Here is a 17,642-nt window from a genome sequence, read left to right on the forward strand (position 1 = left end):
TCACGCTCATCCCTACATCATCACCACATCAAACTGCTCTTGGGTATAGAGCGGTTCAACATGGACTTTGACTTGCTTACCGATAAAGACTTCTAGCTCAGCAACCGCATGAGACTCTTCGCCTTCCAATGCTTCACCCACTGCAGGCGACGCATAAACCACAAATTTGTCGGCATCGTAGGCACGGTTCACACGGGTAATTTCACGTAACACTTCGTAGCATACCGTTTCGACAGTCTTCACCGAACCGCGACCCACGCAGGTTGGACACTGTCCACACAACACGTGTTCTATGCTTTCGCGGGTACGCTTGCGGGTCATTTCCACTAAGCCCAGTTGAGTAAAACCATTGATATTGGTTTTTACACGGTCTTTTTGCAGTGCTTGCTCAAGGGACTGCACCACACGCTGACGGTGCTCATCAGAAATCATATCGATGAAATCGATAATGATAATGCCACCAAGATTACGTAAACGAAGCTGACGCGCAATGGCCTTCGTCGCTTCAGTATTGGTATTGAAAATTGTCTCTTCGAGGTTTCGACGACCAACAAACGCACCGGTATTGATATCAATGGTGGTCATTGCTTCGGTCTGATCGATGATGATGTAGCCGCCAGATTTCAATTCAACTTTACGATCCAATGAGCGCTGAATTTCATTCTCTGTGTCATACATGTCGAAGATAGGCTGCTCGCCCGTGTACAACTCCAGCTTGTCAGTGAGCTCAGGAACAAACTCTTCCGTAAACTCACGTAGCGCTTCCATACCCGTGCGGGAATCAACACGGATAATGCTCAGTTCCGTTCCAACAAAGTCACGTAGAATGCGCTGAGCTAAGCCCAGTTCGCCATATAACATAGACTTTGACGGTCGCTTCGAGCGACGCTCAATGACCTTGTTCCATAAACGCTTGAGGAAAGCGGCATCTTGATTCATTTCTTCATCAGAGGCACCTTCCGCTGCGGTGCGGATAATGAATCCACCCAAATCGTCGCAGTAGCGCCCGACTATTTTCTTCAAGCGATCGCGTTCTTGCTCACTTTCAATGCGCTGAGAAACACCAACATGAGATGCACCTGGCATAAAGACCAGATAACGCGATGGCAGCGTAATATCCGTGGTCAACCGCGCGCCTTTAGTGCCCAACGGATCTTTCACCACCTGCACCACGATATCTTGCCCCTGACGGACTAGCTCGGAAATATCGCGAACCTGAAATTGCTGCTTTTCATTTTCAGACACACATTCCGTGTGAGGAACAATGTCAGACGCGTGTAAAAACGCCGCTTTATCAAGGCCGATATCAACAAATGCTGCCTGCATGCCCGGTAAGACTCGGCTCACCTTGCCTTTGTATATATTGCCGACAATACCGCGCTTCGCTTCACGCTCAATATGAATTTCCTGAAGGCTACCGCCTTCAATCATGGCAACACGGGTTTCCGTAGGCGTAACGTTGATCAATAACTCTGCGTTCATAGGGATTCACCACATAATTTTTTGAATTCATTTAACAGAGCATCTGTTTCATAGAGCGGCAACCCCACCACTGCGTGGTAACTGCCGTCGATACGCGTGACGAAACGGCCACCCAGCCCTTGGATTGCGTAGCTACCGGCTTTATCGCAAGGCTCGCCACTTTGCCAGTATGCGTCGATTTCCTCGTCACACAGTGGCTTAAACCAGACATGGGTTGTGACCAGTGTCGTCAGAGATTGATTCTTGTCTGCCAACGTCACCGCGGTCATGACCTGATGCTGTCGCCCAGAAAGCATGCTCAGCATGCGGCGGGAATCATCGAGGTTTCTAGGCTTTTCCAGCACCTCGCCATCGCACACCACGATGGTATCTGAGCCCAAGACAGGCAGTGAACATGGCGAAACTGCCACACCCGCGGTTGCCTTATCAAGTGACAAACGGCGGACATAGTCCGCCGCTTCTTCATGGGGTTGTCGTTGCTCTTCTACGTCAACGCTCAGGACAGAGAAGGGAACAGAGAGCTGTTCAAGTAACGCCTTCCTGCGTGGTGAGGCAGACGCAAGGTAAAGCTGAATATCTGCCATTGCTTCTCCAAACTATCGAATCGAAAATTGACGGCGAACCCGTCGCAGCAATAAAAATAGCCAAGGCCATAATAAGAAGTTAAGCACACCCGCCCAAAGCTGGGCCGGATCAAACTGCACATTGGACACCAAATATTCAGCCCAAAACTCTAACACTTTCCCGGCTAAGGTCAGCAAGGCCAAAATGGCTGCTTGTTGCCACAAAGACATGTTTCGAAGCATCTGGAAGTTAAGCGCGACAATATAGACCAGTACCGACATCATCAAACCGCGCACGCCCAGTGTCGAACCCAGCATCAAATCCCACAGCAAACCAACCACCAGAGCCGTGCCTACATTGACACGATGTGGTAGAGCTAGCACCCAGTAAAACGCGACGAGCAGTACCCAAGAAGGGCGAAATGGCGCGAGTTCGCCTGGCCAAGGGGCGGCCTGCAAAATGAGTGCAACGATAAACGATAGCCAAATAAGCGCGTGACCGCGAAACGTAGAATTAGCCATTGGTTATCTCTTTCTGTGTATCAGTGTCAGGCTCTTGTTGTTCAACCTTTGGCGCTTGTCCTTCAACCGCTGGCATTTTCTGTTCGCTTTCTAACACTGAATTAGCTTCTGCATTCGGAAGTACACCAGTTTCAGCAACCGGCACTTGTCCTTTTTCAACGTTGCTCGGCCACACCAACAGCAAATAGCGTAAACGGTCAAATTGCACTTCGGGCTTAGCATCAACCTGCGCAAACGGACGACGATTGTCAAACGAGAACGAGGTGACTTTTGCTACGGGGTAGCCTTCAGGAAACACGCCGCCCAAACCAGATGTCACCAGCATATCGCCCGGTTCAATATCTGCACTGCTTGGAATATTCTCAAGCTGGATGTTGTCGGTTTGCCCACGACCTGCGGCGATAACCCGCACATCATTACGCACAACCTGAACAGGAATAGCGTGAGTAGGGTCAGTGATCAGCAGCACACGGCTATTGTGCGCGCCCACATAGGAAACCTGTCCGACAATCCCACGCTCATTGATCACGGGCTGCCCTTCGTAAACGCCGTTTGTTCGCCCTTTGTCGATCATGACCTGATGCTTATAAGGATCAGAGTCAACCGCCATCACTTCTGCCACCATTTTGCGTTCATCTCGCACAAACGGCGAACCAAGAAGCTCACGCAATCGTTGATTCTCCTGCTCCATCTGCTCAAACAATAATTGGCTGCTACGAAGCAATAACACTTCTTCTTTCAATTGGGTGTTATCAATCAAAAGTTGTTGATGAGACGAAAATTGACGGAACAGATTATCAAGAAGATCTCGCGGTACATTCGACGCATATTGCAGCGGCGCAACCAGAGAGTTGAGCAGATAGCGAAAATTAGTGAAAGCACCAAGACGACTATCAGCCAGCATAAGGCTGGCTGAAATCAAAAGAGCGAAAAACAGGCGTAATTGTAAAGATGGCCCACGGCCAAACATTGGTTTCATTCAGTTACAACCTGCTAAACCGATTAGTTGATCGAAGAGTATTAATCTTCGCTGAACAGATCGCCGCCATGCATGTCGATCATTTCCAGTGCTTTACCACCGCCACGCGCAACACAAGTCAGGGGATCTTCAGCGACAACCACAGGAATACCGGTTTCTTCTGTTAGCAAACGATCCAGATCGCGCAGCAATGCACCGCCGCCCGTCAATACCATGCCGCGCTCAGAAATATCTGACGCTAGCTCTGGTGGACACTGCTCAAGGGCTACCATCACAGCTGAAACGATACCGGATAGCGGCTCTTGCAGCGCTTCCAGAATTTCGTTTGAGTTTAGGGTAAAGCTACGCGGCACACCTTCTGCAAGGTTACGGCCACGCACTTCAATTTCAAGCACTTCGTCACCCGGGTAAGCAGAGCCGATTTCGTGTTTGATGCGCTCTGCCGTCGCTTCACCAATCAAGCTGCCGTAGTTACGACGCACATAGTTGATGATGGACTCATCAAAACGGTCACCACCAATACGAACAGACGAAGAGTAAACCACACCGTTCAGTGAGATAACGGCGACTTCAGTTGTACCGCCACCGATATCGACCACCATAGAACCGGTTGCTTCTGATACAGGTAAACCTGCACCGATTGCTGCCGCCATTGGCTCATCAATCAAATACACTTCACGTGCACCAGCACCTAAAGCAGATTCACGAATCGCACGACGCTCAACTTGTGTAGAACCACAAGGAACTGCAACCAGCACGCGAGGGCTTGGGCGCATGAAGCTGTTGTCATGCACGGTTTTAATGAAGTGCTGCAGCATTTTCTCAGTCACGTAGAAGTCAGCGATAACGCCGTCTTTCATTGGACGAATGGCTGCGATGTTTCCTGGCGTACGGCCCAGCATTTGTTTTGCTTCATGACCGACTGCCGCAACGCTTTTTGGTGAGCCTGCACGATCTTGGCGGATCGCGACAACGGAAGGTTCATCAAGAACAATTCCTTGTCCTTTAACATAGATAAGGGTGTTAGCGGTTCCCAGATCGATAGACAGATCGTTGGAGAACATACCACGAAGTTTCTTAAACATAATCTTCGGTTAATCCTGCAAGCGTTAAAATTCTTCAAATTGCGCTAAATGTACCAACGCAGACGGGGCGCGGCAAGGTGATGATCTACAAACCTGAATGAGATCAGTCTTTTTTTTCATTCCTCTGTCAAAGTGATGTTTTTTTCACCTTTATAGATAACTCGATCACTTCCTCGGTAAAAACCAAAAATTCCGATTCCAGAAGGATCGTCATCAAACTGGGTCCCTTGCCAATTGTGCTGCAACCAAGTTTGCGGCACCACACCATTAACAGCCTTATCAAGTTGCTGCCAGTAACGGAACTGCTCGCGGTTTAATCCTGAACTTTGGTCGGGTGCGATCACGTGAAAATCGGCACGGCCCTCTTTAACGCTTTTTGTAGCCACGACGTTTTTTGCATCGTCACGCAGCTCTATCTTAGCCTGTAAAGCGGCGTTATCACTGAACAACACGTCTTTCTTACCAATTTCCGTCGAAACAATTGTCGCGTTGTCTCGTGTATTGGTAACAAAGTGCGTGCCGTTAAAGACTTCGACTGCAACAGGCAGGGTTTGTTCACTGAACGGCGTCTTAGTATCACTAAATCCTTCGATTCTCATGCGGCCGAAATAGAAATCATCCGTTGCGATTTGAACACCACTTAACGAAGGGTTGCCGCTCCCCTGTGGCTTAATAACCCGCATTTCACACTCACTTTTAGAGGCATCTGCACAATACACAAAGTCGGTATTATCTTGATCGAACGAGATAGCCCCTACGGCAAATCTAAGAGGGGTAAAAGGACTTTCGGGTACAGCGTCTTTAACAATCGACATTTGTCCATCAATGACCCACTCACTCTCACCATTCTCCCCCGCCTTCCATTGCCCTTGCTGCCCCACCGAGGGATCGGGTGTAAATGCCCAACGCGTGGTTAAATCCGTCCCGGCATACGGGTAGCCACTCACAGGATCTATCACCCAGCCGTCAAATACTGCTTTATCACTTCGCAAATGATAGTTGCTGACAGGGGTATCAAAGGTGGTCGCCGCAGTAATAACGTAAACACCAGAAAACGGTTGGCCAAGGTAGGTAAACCCTTGATGCAAACTATCGTGGCTGCGAGATACCCCAGATTCAAACTCTGGCGTAACCATAAAATGAGATGGATAAAAACGCCCAACAGGTAAGTCAGCTCGATTGACCGTCATCCCAAGGTAGCTATCAACAACACGAGAACGCAGTTTGAACGTGCCAACATTATTCAACGATAAGGATGGATATTCATACCTGCCGTTGATCGCCTCGGTGTGGTTTTGATTTGTCGCCCCGCTCACTGACGCTGACGCACCACCAGTGGGCGTCACAACTTGCGCCGTATTATTAATCGTAACTCTGGCGTCAGGCGCATCAGGATGCCAAAAACTCGGAGTAGATTGGCGCGCACAATAATCTTTTGCCGAAAGATCAATCAAGGACGAATCTGTTTTGTCTCCCGTCTGCCAAATGACTGGCTTTAAATTCGCAGAAAAAGGGGCACCCGCATAAGTAAATGCATCACCAGCATTGGACTTTCCTTTGTCTTGGGCTTTTACGTCACAAATCGCGAACGTGTATGGGCGTGAATCTACAAGTATTTGACCATCTCTTTTTAGTTGATGATTCTGCACTGTGGTATGTTCAGATTCCTGTTGAGAATCACTTGCTTTAGCTGTATCCAACACTCTTTCAGCCACATCAATACTAAGCTTGCCTGCATCCAAGTATGTTAATTTAAATTCGGTGTATCCTTCACTATTAAATACGAGGTCAAGCGGTGTGCTTGTGGTAATTTCTGAGCTATCAATATATGGATTACGAGTACCAACTGATGGACTGACATGATGATTGCTAAAGACAAGTGGCTTTAATCCTTCGTATTTATTATCCACCTTGCAGATTTGCCCATTCCCCACCGCTTTTACCGCTTCAAAAATGATAGTCTCTGGCTTTCCAGCAACCATTTTCACTGGCCCGCCACCGCGAACGCGAAAACCCAACGGAGCAAAATCATACGGACCGGCGACGCTGTCTAGCTTGGATATTCCACTATCATCAGGCGTAAAGTTTCCTTTGATATGAATATCGTCACCAATCCCCCCTAACCAAAGCTTTGATTGCCCGCCGATGACTGAAATATTACGAAGAGATTTTGGCATACATCGAGCATTAGGCTCTCCAGACACAGCCCAACAAGCGTGTCCATTTGTTGACACCACATCAACTTCCAACTTCCCAGATATATGAGTTTGAGTGACGCCATTTGCATCTTGTACAGAGAAGGTCAGAGGGATACGGTCACAACCGCTGGCAGAGGCTGTTGTGGGAGAAATATTTAAGTCATACTTAACATCACTGAAACAAGCACTATCACCAACCAGCTTTGCATTACCAGTAAGTTCAAGATTTTTAACAGTCATAGCCCCTTGTACTACAACATTGTTTGAAAGCGTAATTCCACCTTCGCCATAAATCAAAGCATTAAACTTTGAACTTCCTGTAAAACTACTATTTCCTTTAACCTTCAATATAAAATCATCTGGACTACCAGAATTATTTATCAATGAATCCTCATTCAGGTTAATGGAGTTAGCATACATTTTCACACTACCATCAATATTAAGCTTTGAGACGCCATTGAATGATATGTTGTTAAACCAATACGTTCCTGACTTTAGATTAAGTGTTCCACTTTCAAACGTAAGATCTTTATAACTACATTGTTCAGCGTTCGATGAAGCACACCGCCCATCAACTCCTAATGTAAGCGTTCTATGGTAAACATCTAAATCTCCATTTTCATGGTAAAGTACAATATCTTCTGGCTTGTCTACCTTATTAGATAAATCTTGATAGCACTTGAATTTATTGACCCCATCGTTACTGCATGAATTGCTGTGTGTTTGCCAGTCTACGATGGAAAAACCGAGCCCAAACTCTGCATCTAAATCCTGTCTAATTAACGAAGTCCCGTACATTACCAATTGCCCTGAACTAGAAAAGGACTGAGCAACATTTGGGAAAAGTGTGCAAATATTTTCTTCCGCTCCTACAACAACAGAAAATATAAATGCATATGCCAAAAACATACGGATAATCATAAATCCCCCCCCCTCGCCCAACTCTCTTGCACACGCACCACTTTCAAATGCCCGCTTCCGCACTCGCCTTTGCTCTCAATACGATATTGTGCCAAAGGCGCGACGCCAACAGTGTTACAGGTGACAGAGACAGAGCAACCCGTCAGGCCTGCGGAACTAAAGTTTGTCGTTATTGCTGTCGCACTGCAGCTAGCTTCTGGGAGGTTTTCTGAATCTTTTGCTAATGGAAACAACCTTGCCATCGCCATTTCAGTTCCGCTATTTGCAGCCAACCATGCGCGCGTACCCAGCAATTCTCGGGTGGTGGTGTCGCTTTGTGACCAAGTGATTTGCATCAAGGCCGCACCGAGCGCAGCCAATGCGGTAATCGCGAATACAGCGACAATCAACATGCTGCCCTGTTGGCGTTGTAAAGAAGACAAAGAACTAAGGCGCATTGAGAACCTGCACTTGTTGGTTGTAGACAGAAGTTTCACCGGATTGATTGAAGCGATAGTAAATGTTGATCAGGTTACCGCTTGAGAGTGATTCACCAGACAGATTGAAACGACTACCGGTCTCGATATTTTGTGCCAACGTGACGTCTTTTGGCCTCCCGCCATTATTCACACGTCGACGAAGCTCGCCATTATCAAAACACAACGTCACTGAATGGCTATAAAGGTAAACACGCTGAGATGGCGACGCTGCTGGCCATTCAGCAGCGGGAAGTTTATCAAGCGTCAGGGTGTTTCCCGACGCATCAGTAATCGCAAAACTGTTTACCGCTCCACCGACAAGATCAGACGGCATCATTGGCAGAAATACCAAGCGATGATCACCGCCTTTAACTGCGTCTTGCCAATTGGTTTGCTCTGTAGAAAGCGCGACATCTAACGTGTTTACGTTTTCTTCTCGATGATTGTAAACAGCTGAGTAGCGAATAGGCGTGTAGGTTAAACACGAACCGCCATCCCACACCGTCATGCTGTTTGGCACTGCATGGCGAAGTTCTCGCCCTAACCGCTCAACGGAAAAACGCGCTTGGGATTGCAGCGCTTCACGGTCACGGGATTCCACGTAACCCGTGGCACTGGATTCAATAAAGCCAAAGATGCCCACAGACACAATCGCCAAAATCGTCATAGTGACGATAAGCTCAACCAGCGTGAAGCCTTGGTTTACGCGCCTTGATGCTAATGCGCATTGTCGTGATAATCGCAAACCAGACATCAGAAATTACTCCGATACGCCGTGAAATCAAAACGGCCAAATTGTCCGGTATCGACATACAAATCAATGCGTTTATAGAGTTTGCTGTTACCTGTCGAATCATCAAACGTGCTGTTGTCATACACCACGTTAATATCTACCGTGAAACCTCGGTAATCATCGGCTGTGCCGCCAATCAATGTATCTAGCGCGCCGCGATGTGTTCGTGGACAGGAACCGAGGTCTCCCCAACAGCCAATGTAATCTTCTGTGGCAATAAAACCTTCTTTCGCTGAGAGCGGTGGCGGTGTCGGTGTCGGCGTGCATACCGGCACAGGGTTCGGGGAAATAATACCTTGCGCGAGGAGCGCTTCGACATCTTCATCGCAGCGCCAACGGCTGCCATTGGGATCAGAGTTGCGGTCAAATTGTCGCGCTAATACTTGGTTCATCACCGCTTGCCCAAGCGCAGCGGCGCGGGCTTCAAAATGCGGGTTGGCCGATTTTGCAAACATCGGAAATAACGTCGTGCTGATCAGCACCAAGGCAACACCAAATACGACGATGCCAATAATCAGCTCCACCAGCATATAGCCACGCTGATGGCGAGAAATTGGGGTTGAAGCTTGTGTTTTTTTTTCAGCTGCAGGCATAGAAATAACCTTCGCTGTTTAAACAGATACTCGCAGAGCTAGAACCTTGCGAGAAGGTGATCTTGCATTCAGACGCGATGCACATTCGATTGTTATTGGCGGCGACAGGTCGCCCCAACAAATCAAAACGAATCGTTTGTTGTGGTGCGATGCGAACGGATGAATCCGATAAATCCACCACATCACTGCGATCGGTTTTGAAACCACAGCTAGAAGCAGCACTGCCCCCCATGCGGGAGGCAGCAACATTCAGGGCATGGCAGCTATCAGAAGGATCTTCCTGCTGCATTGCCCTGAGCTGGACTTGCCTAGCGACAGACAAGCCCGCATCCCGCGCCCCGATCACTGAAAAGGCTTCAGATCCCGACAGGCGCGGTACGGCAAACACACTAATAATACCGAGGATCACTAAAACGGTGATCAGCTCGATTAGGGTGAAGCCTCTAGACATATTTAATTGTTACGCCGACGGTGGTGCTGTTTCTGTACATGCACCAACCCAAGTAGTTGGCGCATCGTCACCCGTAGCCATCTTATACATCGCACAATTAGTACCACCATTAGCTTTGTGCGTATATTTGATAACATTGGTAGCAGTAGAATCAGCATGAACAACGAAGTCCTGATCGCTAATTACAATGGCTTTGCCAATACCATCCACCGATGCTTCAGGGTATTTATCAGTCATGTCAACGCCCGTATTAGCTGCACCTTTAATAGATGCCTGTGCGTATACCAAACTTGCTGCAGAATCCATTGCGCCTTTAAGCCCCTTCAATGTGGCTTCTCGCGCCTCATCTTCAAAGCTGAGGAACTTAGGCGCAGCCGTTACCGCCAAAATACCCAAAATTACAATCACCACGATCATTTCGATCAGTGTAAAACCACCTTGACGTTTCATTTTATTGCTCCTGATTTTCTCTCAAAACCTCTACGCGGCCAGTCACCGGGTAGTAAGTAAAAACATGGTGATCCAAAAAGTCGGGCTCACCATCACTCCAAAACCCGGTGCGAACCGGTCTTTCAAATCGACAATAGGGCTGCAAGTTGTCGCTATCTTGCTTCACTACTGCGCGAACTTTTGGCTGAGGGCGTTTTAGTGCCCCCGGCCGTGTATCTGTCTCTAACCAATAGGATTGGTCGGTAAAGTTTGCCAAAAGCTCACCACAATCTTTTGATGACATCGCCATCAAGGTGGTTGCGCCTTGCACCAGTGCAAAAGGAAAGCCCGCTTGTGCATGTTGGCTTGGCGATAATCTGAAACTGACATTATCAACAGCAACGATATCGCTTTGTTTATTCTCTGTTTTTAATGCAGATCGCATTTGTACGTTTCTGGCTGAACCTTCGAAGGCATTCGCCAGATAACGAAACTCGACTTCATCAGCAAACAGCATCACCCGATCGATGACAGGGAGAGTTGCCAATGCCAGAACGCCGATGATTAACGTGACAATCCCCCACTCTGTCGGGGTGCGATCCCAGCTTAGAAATCCCATTTATCCGCCGCGGATCAGATCAAGCATGTTCCACATCGGCAAGAAAATACCCAATGCGAGGATCAACACCATGCCCGCCACGATCATCAGCAAAATAGGCTCCATGCGCGCTGACAGTGTTTTCAGGTCGTAATCCACTTCGCGGTCGTAAAAGTCGCTCGCTTCCAACAGCAGGTTATCTATCTGGCCCGTTTCTTCACCGACTTGGATCATCTGGTGCACCAGCGGCGTAAACAACTTGCTGTCTGCGGTGACGGAGCTCAGGTTAATACCCGATTCGATCGCCGCCTTCATTTTGTCCACTTCCACCGCGAGGTAGTGGTTATCCAACGCTTCACCTGACATCTGCAAGGCCGTGTTAAGCGGCACACCTGCGCGTAGCATCAAGGCAAAAGTGCGTGAGAAACGCGACATCAAAGCGCGGTTCACCAAGGGGCCAACCAAGGGAATACGAAGTTTAAATTTGTCCCACTGCACCCGACCCTTGTCAGTTTGTTTCCAGACGTGCCACCCCATGGTCAGACAAACGGTGGAGAACACAATCAACCACCAGAAATCGACAAAGAAGCTCGATGTGGCCATCAATATCTTGGTCGGCAGTGGCAAATCCGAACCAAACTTGGCAAACATACCCGCAAACTGCGGCACGACTTTCACGTTCAAAAACGCCATCGCCGCGACGATCACGATCAATACAAAGGTGGGATAACGCAGCGCCGATTTAATGCGGCGACGAGTTTCCATTTCTTGCTCGTAATATTCCGCCAGCTGCAACATGGCATCATCAAGGCGACCCGTGTTCTCACCCACTTGGATCAAAGACACGAACAGATCGCTGAATACATTGCTGTGATCGCGCATTGCCGATGACATAGAGCGACCATTGGAAAGCTCGCTGCCGACGCTATCTAACGCCTCTTTGAGCGACTTATCCGTGGTGCTTTGCGACAAGCCTTTAATAGCACGGAGCAAAGGTACGCCCGCTTTGGTCAGGCTGTACATTTGGCGACAAAACACCACCAGTGATTCGAGTTTCACTTTGCGCTGAAACAGCGGCGTCGAAGCTTTTTTCACACTTGCTTTCGTCGGCTCAAGCGAGAGCAATACCATGCCCAAATCGCCTACTGATGCGATCGCTTCTCGCTCGCTCGCCGCGTCAACAACCGCAGTGATGCGCTTGCCTTTGGCGTTACGTGCCGTGTAGCGAAAACGCGCCATTACGCACTCGCCATCGACAAGGCCGCAGCCTCAGAAAGCTTCATGGCTTCTTCCAGCGAGGTTTGTCCTTGCTTAGCGAACTCTAGCGCACAGTGCACCAGCGGTTTGTAGCCCGGCTGCTGCTCAGCGAGCATGGCAAAAGTTTGAGTATCATTGGCGCGTAAGGCATCCATCAAATCAGGCGTAATTTCCAGCAGTTCGAACACACCGATTCGGCCTTTGTATCCCGTGAAGTTACAGCTTTGGCAACCGCGGCCTTTATAAAACCCCTGATTGACCATCTCGTGTTGCGTCACGCTCAGCCACATCTTCTCCATGTCTTCTGTCGCATGGGGAACTTTGCAATCGGGGCAGATACGGCGGATCAAACGCTGCGCCAATACGGTACGTACTGCACTCGCCACCAGATAACCCGGCGCTTCCATATCCAAAAGACGCAACGCACTGTCGATGGCATTGTTGGTGTGCAATGTCGACAAGACCAAGTGTCCTGTCAGAGCGGCGCGAAGGCCGATTTCGACGGTTTCGAGATCGCGCATTTCACCGACCAAAATGATATCGGGATCTTGGCGCAAGAAGGTGCGCAGCGCTGACGAAAATGTCAGGCCAATTTTGTTCGCGATCTGAACTTGGTTGATACGCGGCAGACGGTATTCCACCGGATCTTCAGCGGTCAGTATTTTCTTGCCCGGCACGTTGAGTTCATTCAATGCGCCATACAGGGTGGTGGTTTTACCAGAACCTGTTGGCCCCGTGACCAAGATCATGCCGTGTGGACGACGCAATTGATTGCGAAAACGTTGCAGCATGTGTGCGTCCATGCCGACGTCTTCCAGTTGCAATACGCCTGCCGATTGGTTTAGCAAACGCATTACCACCGACTCACCGTATTGCACGGGCAGCGTAGACACACGCACGTCAATGGCGTTGCCACGCACGGTGAGGTTAAAGCGCCCATCTTGCGGCAAACGCTTTTCCGAAATATCCATGCCGCTCATGAGCTTCAAGCGCAGTACCAATGCGGAAGCAATGGCACGCTCTTTCAATAAGGTTTCATGCAGCACGCCGTCGATACGCTGGCGAATACGCAGCATGTCGGCGTCAGGTTCGATATGAATATCTGAGGCGTTGACCTGAACAGCGTCTTCAAACAAAGAATTAATCAGCTTAACAACGGTGACTTCTTCCGACTGATCGTCTTCCGCGCCAAAGTTTTGCTCAAGCTTCACGCCGTGTTCGGCTTGCAAACGCTCAGCAAATGAGGCGATATCGCTGGTGCGGCGATAGTAGCGATCAAACGCGTCGATCAATGATTGTTCGGCTGCGATCAATAGCTCTACTTGGTATTGATTGAGCAGGTTAAGTACGCTTTCCTGCGACGCGAGATCGGCAGGATCAGACATCACCACGCGCACTGTGTTTCCAATACGGCCAATCACCAATGCTCGCAAACGGCGAGCATGCACTTCAGGTATTAAGGTCACCGCACTTGGATCAACCTGCGTCAGACTGAGATCGATCAGCGGAACACCTAACTGACGCGCCAAAAAGTCCAGCATCTGGCTTTCAGAAAGAATACCCATCTCAATCAAGGTATCACCGAGCTTGTTGCCAGTTTGAGATTGACGGTTCAGCGCAGCGTTCAGATTCTCATCAGTAATGATGTGATCTTCAACCAGCAAATCACCGAGACGCTTTCGCAGTTTAACGGTCATTTTCGGCTCCTTTTGCAAGCTGACTATTGAGATAAGCCAAGCGCTGACGAGCAAATTGCACCGACTCATTGCTGAGGCCACCTGCCGTTATCGCTTTTGCGTAACCGCGCTTCGCATCGTCATCGTCTTTTTCGCGCTCGGCTGAAATGGCTAAACCTAACCACCAGCGACCATCAGCAGGTTCGCGCTCAGCCAACCATTGATAGCTTTGTTTGGCGACATCATGTTTCGCTAGCTTCTGTGCCAATGCCGCGCGCAAAGACACATAGCGAACGTGTTCGCCATCGAGTCCATCCACTGGTGCCATCAGCACATTCAGCGCAGATTCTTCACGCTGACTTTGTTGATACATACGCGCCAGTGTCAGTTTCAGTGACGCCGACGATGGGTTCGTGCTGATGCCTTTTCGCAATACCGATTCCGCATCACGCAGCTTATTACGGCCATAAAGCAAACCCGCCAATTGATTGGTCGCAGCGATATGATTCGCATCGTATTTCACGGCATCGCGCAAGTAGGCAATGGCTTTTTGGGTATCACCCACTTGTGCGCGTTTTTGCGCTTTGTCGTAGGCGATATCCGCCAGTTGCTCGCCGCTCAATGCGATGGTTTCTACCGACAAAGAGGATTCAGGTGCAACCTCTAACACCGTTGGCTCAGCAACCAATTTTGGAATTACCGCAGCCTTTGCAGGTGTCGCTTTGATTGGCAAAGCATCAGCTTTCGGCGACTGGACTTGCGCGACCAAGACTGGCTCAAGCACATCAGCAACGGGGGTTGGGGTTGGTGTCGATGTTGGTGTGACGCGAACGCGCTCTTCCACCGCATTTACATGCACAAAGTTTCTATCACGCGTCGACACTTTTTGCGTCGGTGACGGAGCGGCAATCGCAGGCGTTGCAGTTTCTTGAGGTGCTAGCACCAGAACTTGAGATGGCACTGAAACTTCAGGAGAAACGGCAGCATGATGGTCACCACTAGATACCGCCCACGCAATACCCGTCGCGCACACCAAGGTGGCCACTAGCGCCAACACAACACGAGCGAAACGAAATCCCCACGTTGAAGGAATGGTTGCCGCGGCGACACGATTGGCGTTGTTATCTGGCGATGTCAGATCGCTCAGCATGCGGTTCAATTCACTCATGTGATTCCTACCCCCACATCGCTTGCAGCATGGTGTGCTGCTTGGCAAGTGGCGTATCTTTAATGGCTAATCGGACAGCGCGGCTTGATACCTTTTTCTGTCCTTTACCGAAACTCAGCAACAGCGCTTTATGGCAAAGCTGGTGCATTAAACGGGGAATGCCATGACTGGCAACCCAAATACGTCGCTTGGCCCACACACTGAACAAACGCGTTGAAGCGCCTTGCTCGCGAATGCGGTGATCGATATATGCCGAAGCTTCGGCAAACGTCAACGGCGCTAAACGGGCACTGAAGCTAATGCGTTGCAACAGTTGGCGCATGTTGTGCTGAGACAATCTCTCATCAAGCTCGGGCTGACCCAGCATGATCAATTGAATCAGTTTTTGTTGCTCGGTTTCTAGGTTACCCAGCAACCTAATGGCTTCTAGTACGTCATCGGGCAAGGTCTGCGCTTCATCGCACAAGATCACGACAGGCTTTTCTTGGCGTGCAGATTCAATAGCCGCGCGCTGAATCGCCCCCAGTAATTTGTCGTGTGACAATGCCCCATCAACGCCAAGTTCATCGGCAATCATGCGATGTAAGCTTGCCACCGTGTTGGCGGGATTGGGCAAAAAAACCAATGTGAATGCATCGGTCAAAGCTTTAACCAGCAGACGGCACACCATGGTTTTTCCCGTGCCAACCTCTCCAGTGACTTTCACCAGTCCTTCGCCCATTTCCATTGCAGACATACAGGTATTGATGGCATCCACATGTGAGCGGACACCAAAAAAGCACCGAGTATCTGGGGTCAGGCTAAAAGGAGCGGCATTGAGGCCAAAGTGCGCTAAATACATCTGCGTTCAGTGACGATTAGTTTTCAGGAAACCAGTCGTTCAGCAGATCGCGTGAACGCTGAATTTCTTCTTGCCATGTCTGCTCGCCCACTACCGACGGCTGCAGCAAAATCACCAATTCGGTTTTTTGCTTCATGCGATTCACGTTACGGAACAAGTGACCAAGACCGGGAATATCGCCCAACAAAGGTACCTTCGACACCGCCTCTTCGTAGCTCGACTTCATCAAGCCACCGATCACCACGACATCCCCCGAGCGGGCATGAATAATCGAATCTGATTCGCGGATCGAGGTTTTCGCCAATGGCAACACATACGGCACAGAGGAGCTGCCTAGCTGAATCGTTTTCTCTTCCGTGATCACATCAATCACGGCAGGATGGACATGCAGCAGGACACCGTTATCGTCATCAATTTGCGGCGTCACATCGAGCGAAATACCCGAGAAGAACGGCGTGAGTTCGATATTAGGCCCAGAGTCTGAGTTGTCACCTGAGGAATCGCTAGAGGAAATATCCGTCACGAAATATTCATCGCCACCGACTTTGATCACGGCCTTTTGGTTATTAGCCGCCGTCACGCGAGGGCTAGAGAGCACGTTCACGTCGCCCTGCGTATCAAGAAAGCTCAGTACCGCATCAAAATGCCCATCGGTGATGGTGACATTGGTCTGCCCGCCAATGGCGTTGGAAATCAAATCGCCAGCGAGATCTGTTACTGGACGACTGATATTCACCCCGCTATTTCCAATGGCCTTGCCAATATTGCTCCAACTAACACCTTGCTGATAACCGTCACTGAGGGTCACTTCGAGGATTTTAGCTTCGAGGATCACCTGACGCTTTAAGCGTTTTTGTGACACTTCAAGGAAGCGCTTCACTTCACGCAGTTCATTCGGAAACGCTTTGACCGTGATAAGGCTCGCCTGCGGTGACACCACAATGCTTCGACCTTCACCCGGGCCAATCATGGCACTGACTGCACGTTCAAGTTGCACCCAGAAATTACTTTCTGCGCGCGTTTCAATCACAGTGCCACCGGTCGATACCGATGAACGTTCCGTGCTTTCGCTGTCGCCACTACTTGACGTTGAATCGGTAGAAATAGCCCCAGTGCTAATCGATGTCAGCGATACACCCGAGCGTTGCAATTGCAGGTAATCAACCGGAAAAGTTTCAGTGCGCAAAATAGCGGGGAAAATTTGGATCAGGCGCCCGTGCATCTCGACGTTGTAGCCATAGATATCAGACACCACGTCCAGCGCCTCTGGAACCGTCACGTCTTTGAGCGATACGGTGACTTTCCCGCTCACATCCGGATGCATCACTAAGTTGTAATCTGTGCCCTGTATTAAGCTGCCAAAAAAAGCTTTTGCATCAACATGATTGGCATTAATACGCAGACGGTTTTCCGACAATTCACCGCTGCCGGAACGATCAGAAAAATCGCCCATGAGATCTTGAGAAACCGCATCAGGTAACTCATTCAGCGGCTGACCACTGTTTTGCGCATACGCTTGGTTCAGCGCTTCTTGCACTTCCGTCGGCTTCTGGTGGCCGACACTTTGACACGCTGATAACAGCAAGCCTGCGAAACAGATTATCACTCGCTTGCTCAATAGATTCATT

Annotated in this window: 17 protein-coding genes; all 17 read right to left on the reverse strand. The window is 49.4% G+C overall.

Going from position 1 to position 17,642, the window contains the following annotated elements:
- Positions 1–12: 12 nt before the first annotated feature.
- On the reverse strand, positions 13–1,482 hold the full coding sequence (gene rng, locus AB8599_RS13980; protein WP_407331503.1) for a ribonuclease G: 1,470 nt from the start codon (positions 1,480–1,482) through the stop codon (positions 13–15).
- Positions 1,479–2,066 (reverse strand): Maf family protein, encoded by a 588-nt coding sequence (locus AB8599_RS13985; RefSeq protein WP_407331504.1) that lies wholly within the window; start codon positions 2,064–2,066, stop codon positions 1,479–1,481. The genes rng and AB8599_RS13985 overlap by 4 nt, the downstream gene beginning before the upstream one ends.
- A gap of 12 nt (positions 2,067–2,078) precedes the next feature.
- Entirely contained in the window at positions 2,079–2,567 is a 489-nt protein-coding gene (gene mreD / locus AB8599_RS13990) for a rod shape-determining protein MreD (protein ID WP_407331505.1), read from the reverse strand.
- On the reverse strand, positions 2,560–3,546 hold the full coding sequence (gene mreC / locus AB8599_RS13995; RefSeq protein WP_407331506.1) for a rod shape-determining protein MreC: 987 nt from the start codon (positions 3,544–3,546) through the stop codon (positions 2,560–2,562). Before mreC ends, mreD begins: the two co-directional genes overlap by 8 nt.
- Before the next feature lie 41 nt (positions 3,547–3,587).
- The gene (mreB, locus tag AB8599_RS14000) at positions 3,588–4,631 is read right to left on the reverse strand and encodes a rod shape-determining protein MreB (RefSeq protein WP_407331507.1); all 1,044 of its coding nucleotides are present in this window, start codon (positions 4,629–4,631) and stop codon (positions 3,588–3,590) included.
- A 116-nt stretch (positions 4,632–4,747) separates the two neighbouring features.
- Positions 4,748–7,750: a DUF6701 domain-containing protein gene (locus AB8599_RS14005; protein ID WP_407331508.1), complete on the reverse strand. Its 3,003-nt coding sequence runs from the start codon at positions 7,748–7,750 to the stop codon at positions 4,748–4,750.
- Positions 7,747–8,187 carry an MSHA biogenesis protein MshP gene (locus tag AB8599_RS14010; protein ID WP_407331509.1) on the reverse strand — a complete coding sequence of 147 codons (441 nt, stop codon included), beginning with the start codon at positions 8,185–8,187 and terminating at the stop codon, positions 7,747–7,749. The genes AB8599_RS14005 and AB8599_RS14010 overlap by 4 nt, the downstream gene beginning before the upstream one ends.
- Positions 8,177–8,962, reverse strand: a complete 786-nt coding sequence (locus tag AB8599_RS14015) for a PilW family protein (RefSeq protein WP_407331510.1) — start codon at positions 8,960–8,962, stop codon at positions 8,177–8,179. The genes AB8599_RS14010 and AB8599_RS14015 overlap by 11 nt, the downstream gene beginning before the upstream one ends.
- Entirely contained in the window at positions 8,962–9,594 is a 633-nt protein-coding gene (locus tag AB8599_RS14020) for a type II secretion system protein (protein ID WP_407331511.1), read from the reverse strand. The genes AB8599_RS14015 and AB8599_RS14020 overlap by 1 nt, the downstream gene beginning before the upstream one ends.
- Positions 9,581–10,045, reverse strand: coding sequence for a type II secretion system protein (locus AB8599_RS14025; protein ID WP_407331512.1), 465 nt, complete (start codon positions 10,043–10,045; stop codon positions 9,581–9,583). The genes AB8599_RS14020 and AB8599_RS14025 overlap by 14 nt, the downstream gene beginning before the upstream one ends.
- Positions 10,046–10,054: 9 nt before the next feature.
- Positions 10,055–10,495, reverse strand: a complete 441-nt coding sequence (locus tag AB8599_RS14030; RefSeq protein WP_407331513.1) for a type II secretion system protein — start codon at positions 10,493–10,495, stop codon at positions 10,055–10,057.
- A 1-nt stretch (position 10,496) separates the two neighbouring features.
- Positions 10,497–11,093, reverse strand: coding sequence for a hypothetical protein (locus AB8599_RS14035; RefSeq protein ID WP_407331514.1), 597 nt, complete (start codon positions 11,091–11,093; stop codon positions 10,497–10,499).
- Positions 11,094–12,311 carry a type II secretion system F family protein gene (locus AB8599_RS14040; RefSeq protein WP_407331515.1) on the reverse strand — a complete coding sequence of 406 codons (1,218 nt, stop codon included), beginning with the start codon at positions 12,309–12,311 and terminating at the stop codon, positions 11,094–11,096.
- Positions 12,311–14,026: a GspE/PulE family protein gene (locus AB8599_RS14045; protein ID WP_407331516.1), complete on the reverse strand. Its 1,716-nt coding sequence runs from the start codon at positions 14,024–14,026 to the stop codon at positions 12,311–12,313. The genes AB8599_RS14040 and AB8599_RS14045 overlap by 1 nt, the downstream gene beginning before the upstream one ends.
- A complete protein-coding gene (locus AB8599_RS14050; protein WP_407331517.1) occupies positions 14,016–15,173 on the reverse strand; it encodes a tetratricopeptide repeat protein in 1,158 nt (385 codons plus the stop codon). The genes AB8599_RS14045 and AB8599_RS14050 overlap by 11 nt, the downstream gene beginning before the upstream one ends.
- Before the next feature lie 7 nt (positions 15,174–15,180).
- Positions 15,181–16,014, reverse strand: a complete 834-nt coding sequence (locus tag AB8599_RS14055) for an ExeA family protein (protein ID WP_407331518.1) — start codon at positions 16,012–16,014, stop codon at positions 15,181–15,183.
- Between the two features lie 16 nt (positions 16,015–16,030).
- On the reverse strand, positions 16,031–17,641 hold the full coding sequence (gene mshL / locus AB8599_RS14060; RefSeq protein ID WP_407333231.1) for a pilus (MSHA type) biogenesis protein MshL: 1,611 nt from the start codon (positions 17,639–17,641) through the stop codon (positions 16,031–16,033).
- Between the last annotated feature and the right edge of the window lies 1 nt (position 17,642).

It is taken from the genome of Enterovibrio litoreus, from assembly GCF_045679545.1.
In the GTDB taxonomy this organism is placed as follows: Bacteria; Pseudomonadota; Gammaproteobacteria; order Enterobacterales; family Vibrionaceae; genus Enterovibrio.

What these genes read in the sequence shown, in the direction of transcription:
- rng (WP_407331503.1), bottom strand. Translation starts at nt 1,482, where the DNA reads ATGAACGCAGAGTTATTGATCAACGTTACGCCTACGGAAACCCGTGTT.
- AB8599_RS13985 (WP_407331504.1), bottom strand. Translation starts at nt 2,066, where the DNA reads ATGGCAGATATTCAGCTTTACCTTGCGTCTGCCTCACCACGCAGGAAG.
- mreD (WP_407331505.1), bottom strand. Translation starts at nt 2,567, where the DNA reads ATGGCTAATTCTACGTTTCGCGGTCACGCGCTTATTTGGCTATCGTTT.
- mreC (WP_407331506.1), bottom strand. Translation starts at nt 3,546, where the DNA reads ATGAAACCAATGTTTGGCCGTGGGCCATCTTTACAATTACGCCTGTTT.
- mreB (WP_407331507.1), bottom strand. Translation starts at nt 4,631, where the DNA reads ATGTTTAAGAAACTTCGTGGTATGTTCTCCAACGATCTGTCTATCGAT.
- AB8599_RS14005 (WP_407331508.1), bottom strand. Translation starts at nt 7,750, where the DNA reads ATGATTATCCGTATGTTTTTGGCATATGCATTTATATTTTCTGTTGTT.
- AB8599_RS14010 (WP_407331509.1), bottom strand. Translation starts at nt 8,187, where the DNA reads ATGCGCCTTAGTTCTTTGTCTTCTTTACAACGCCAACAGGGCAGCATG.
- AB8599_RS14015 (WP_407331510.1), bottom strand. Translation starts at nt 8,962, where the DNA reads ATGTCTGGTTTGCGATTATCACGACAATGCGCATTAGCATCAAGGCGC.
- AB8599_RS14020 (WP_407331511.1), bottom strand. Translation starts at nt 9,594, where the DNA reads ATGCCTGCAGCTGAAAAAAAAACACAAGCTTCAACCCCAATTTCTCGC.
- AB8599_RS14025 (WP_407331512.1), bottom strand. Translation starts at nt 10,045, where the DNA reads ATGTCTAGAGGCTTCACCCTAATCGAGCTGATCACCGTTTTAGTGATC.
- AB8599_RS14030 (WP_407331513.1), bottom strand. Translation starts at nt 10,495, where the DNA reads ATGAAACGTCAAGGTGGTTTTACACTGATCGAAATGATCGTGGTGATT.
- AB8599_RS14035 (WP_407331514.1), bottom strand. Translation starts at nt 11,093, where the DNA reads ATGGGATTTCTAAGCTGGGATCGCACCCCGACAGAGTGGGGGATTGTC.
- AB8599_RS14040 (WP_407331515.1), bottom strand. Translation starts at nt 12,311, where the DNA reads ATGGCGCGTTTTCGCTACACGGCACGTAACGCCAAAGGCAAGCGCATC.
- AB8599_RS14045 (WP_407331516.1), bottom strand. Translation starts at nt 14,026, where the DNA reads ATGACCGTTAAACTGCGAAAGCGTCTCGGTGATTTGCTGGTTGAAGAT.
- AB8599_RS14050 (WP_407331517.1), bottom strand. Translation starts at nt 15,173, where the DNA reads ATGAGTGAATTGAACCGCATGCTGAGCGATCTGACATCGCCAGATAAC.
- AB8599_RS14055 (WP_407331518.1), bottom strand. Translation starts at nt 16,014, where the DNA reads ATGTATTTAGCGCACTTTGGCCTCAATGCCGCTCCTTTTAGCCTGACC.
- mshL (WP_407333231.1), bottom strand. Translation starts at nt 17,641, where the DNA reads ATGAATCTATTGAGCAAGCGAGTGATAATCTGTTTCGCAGGCTTGCTG.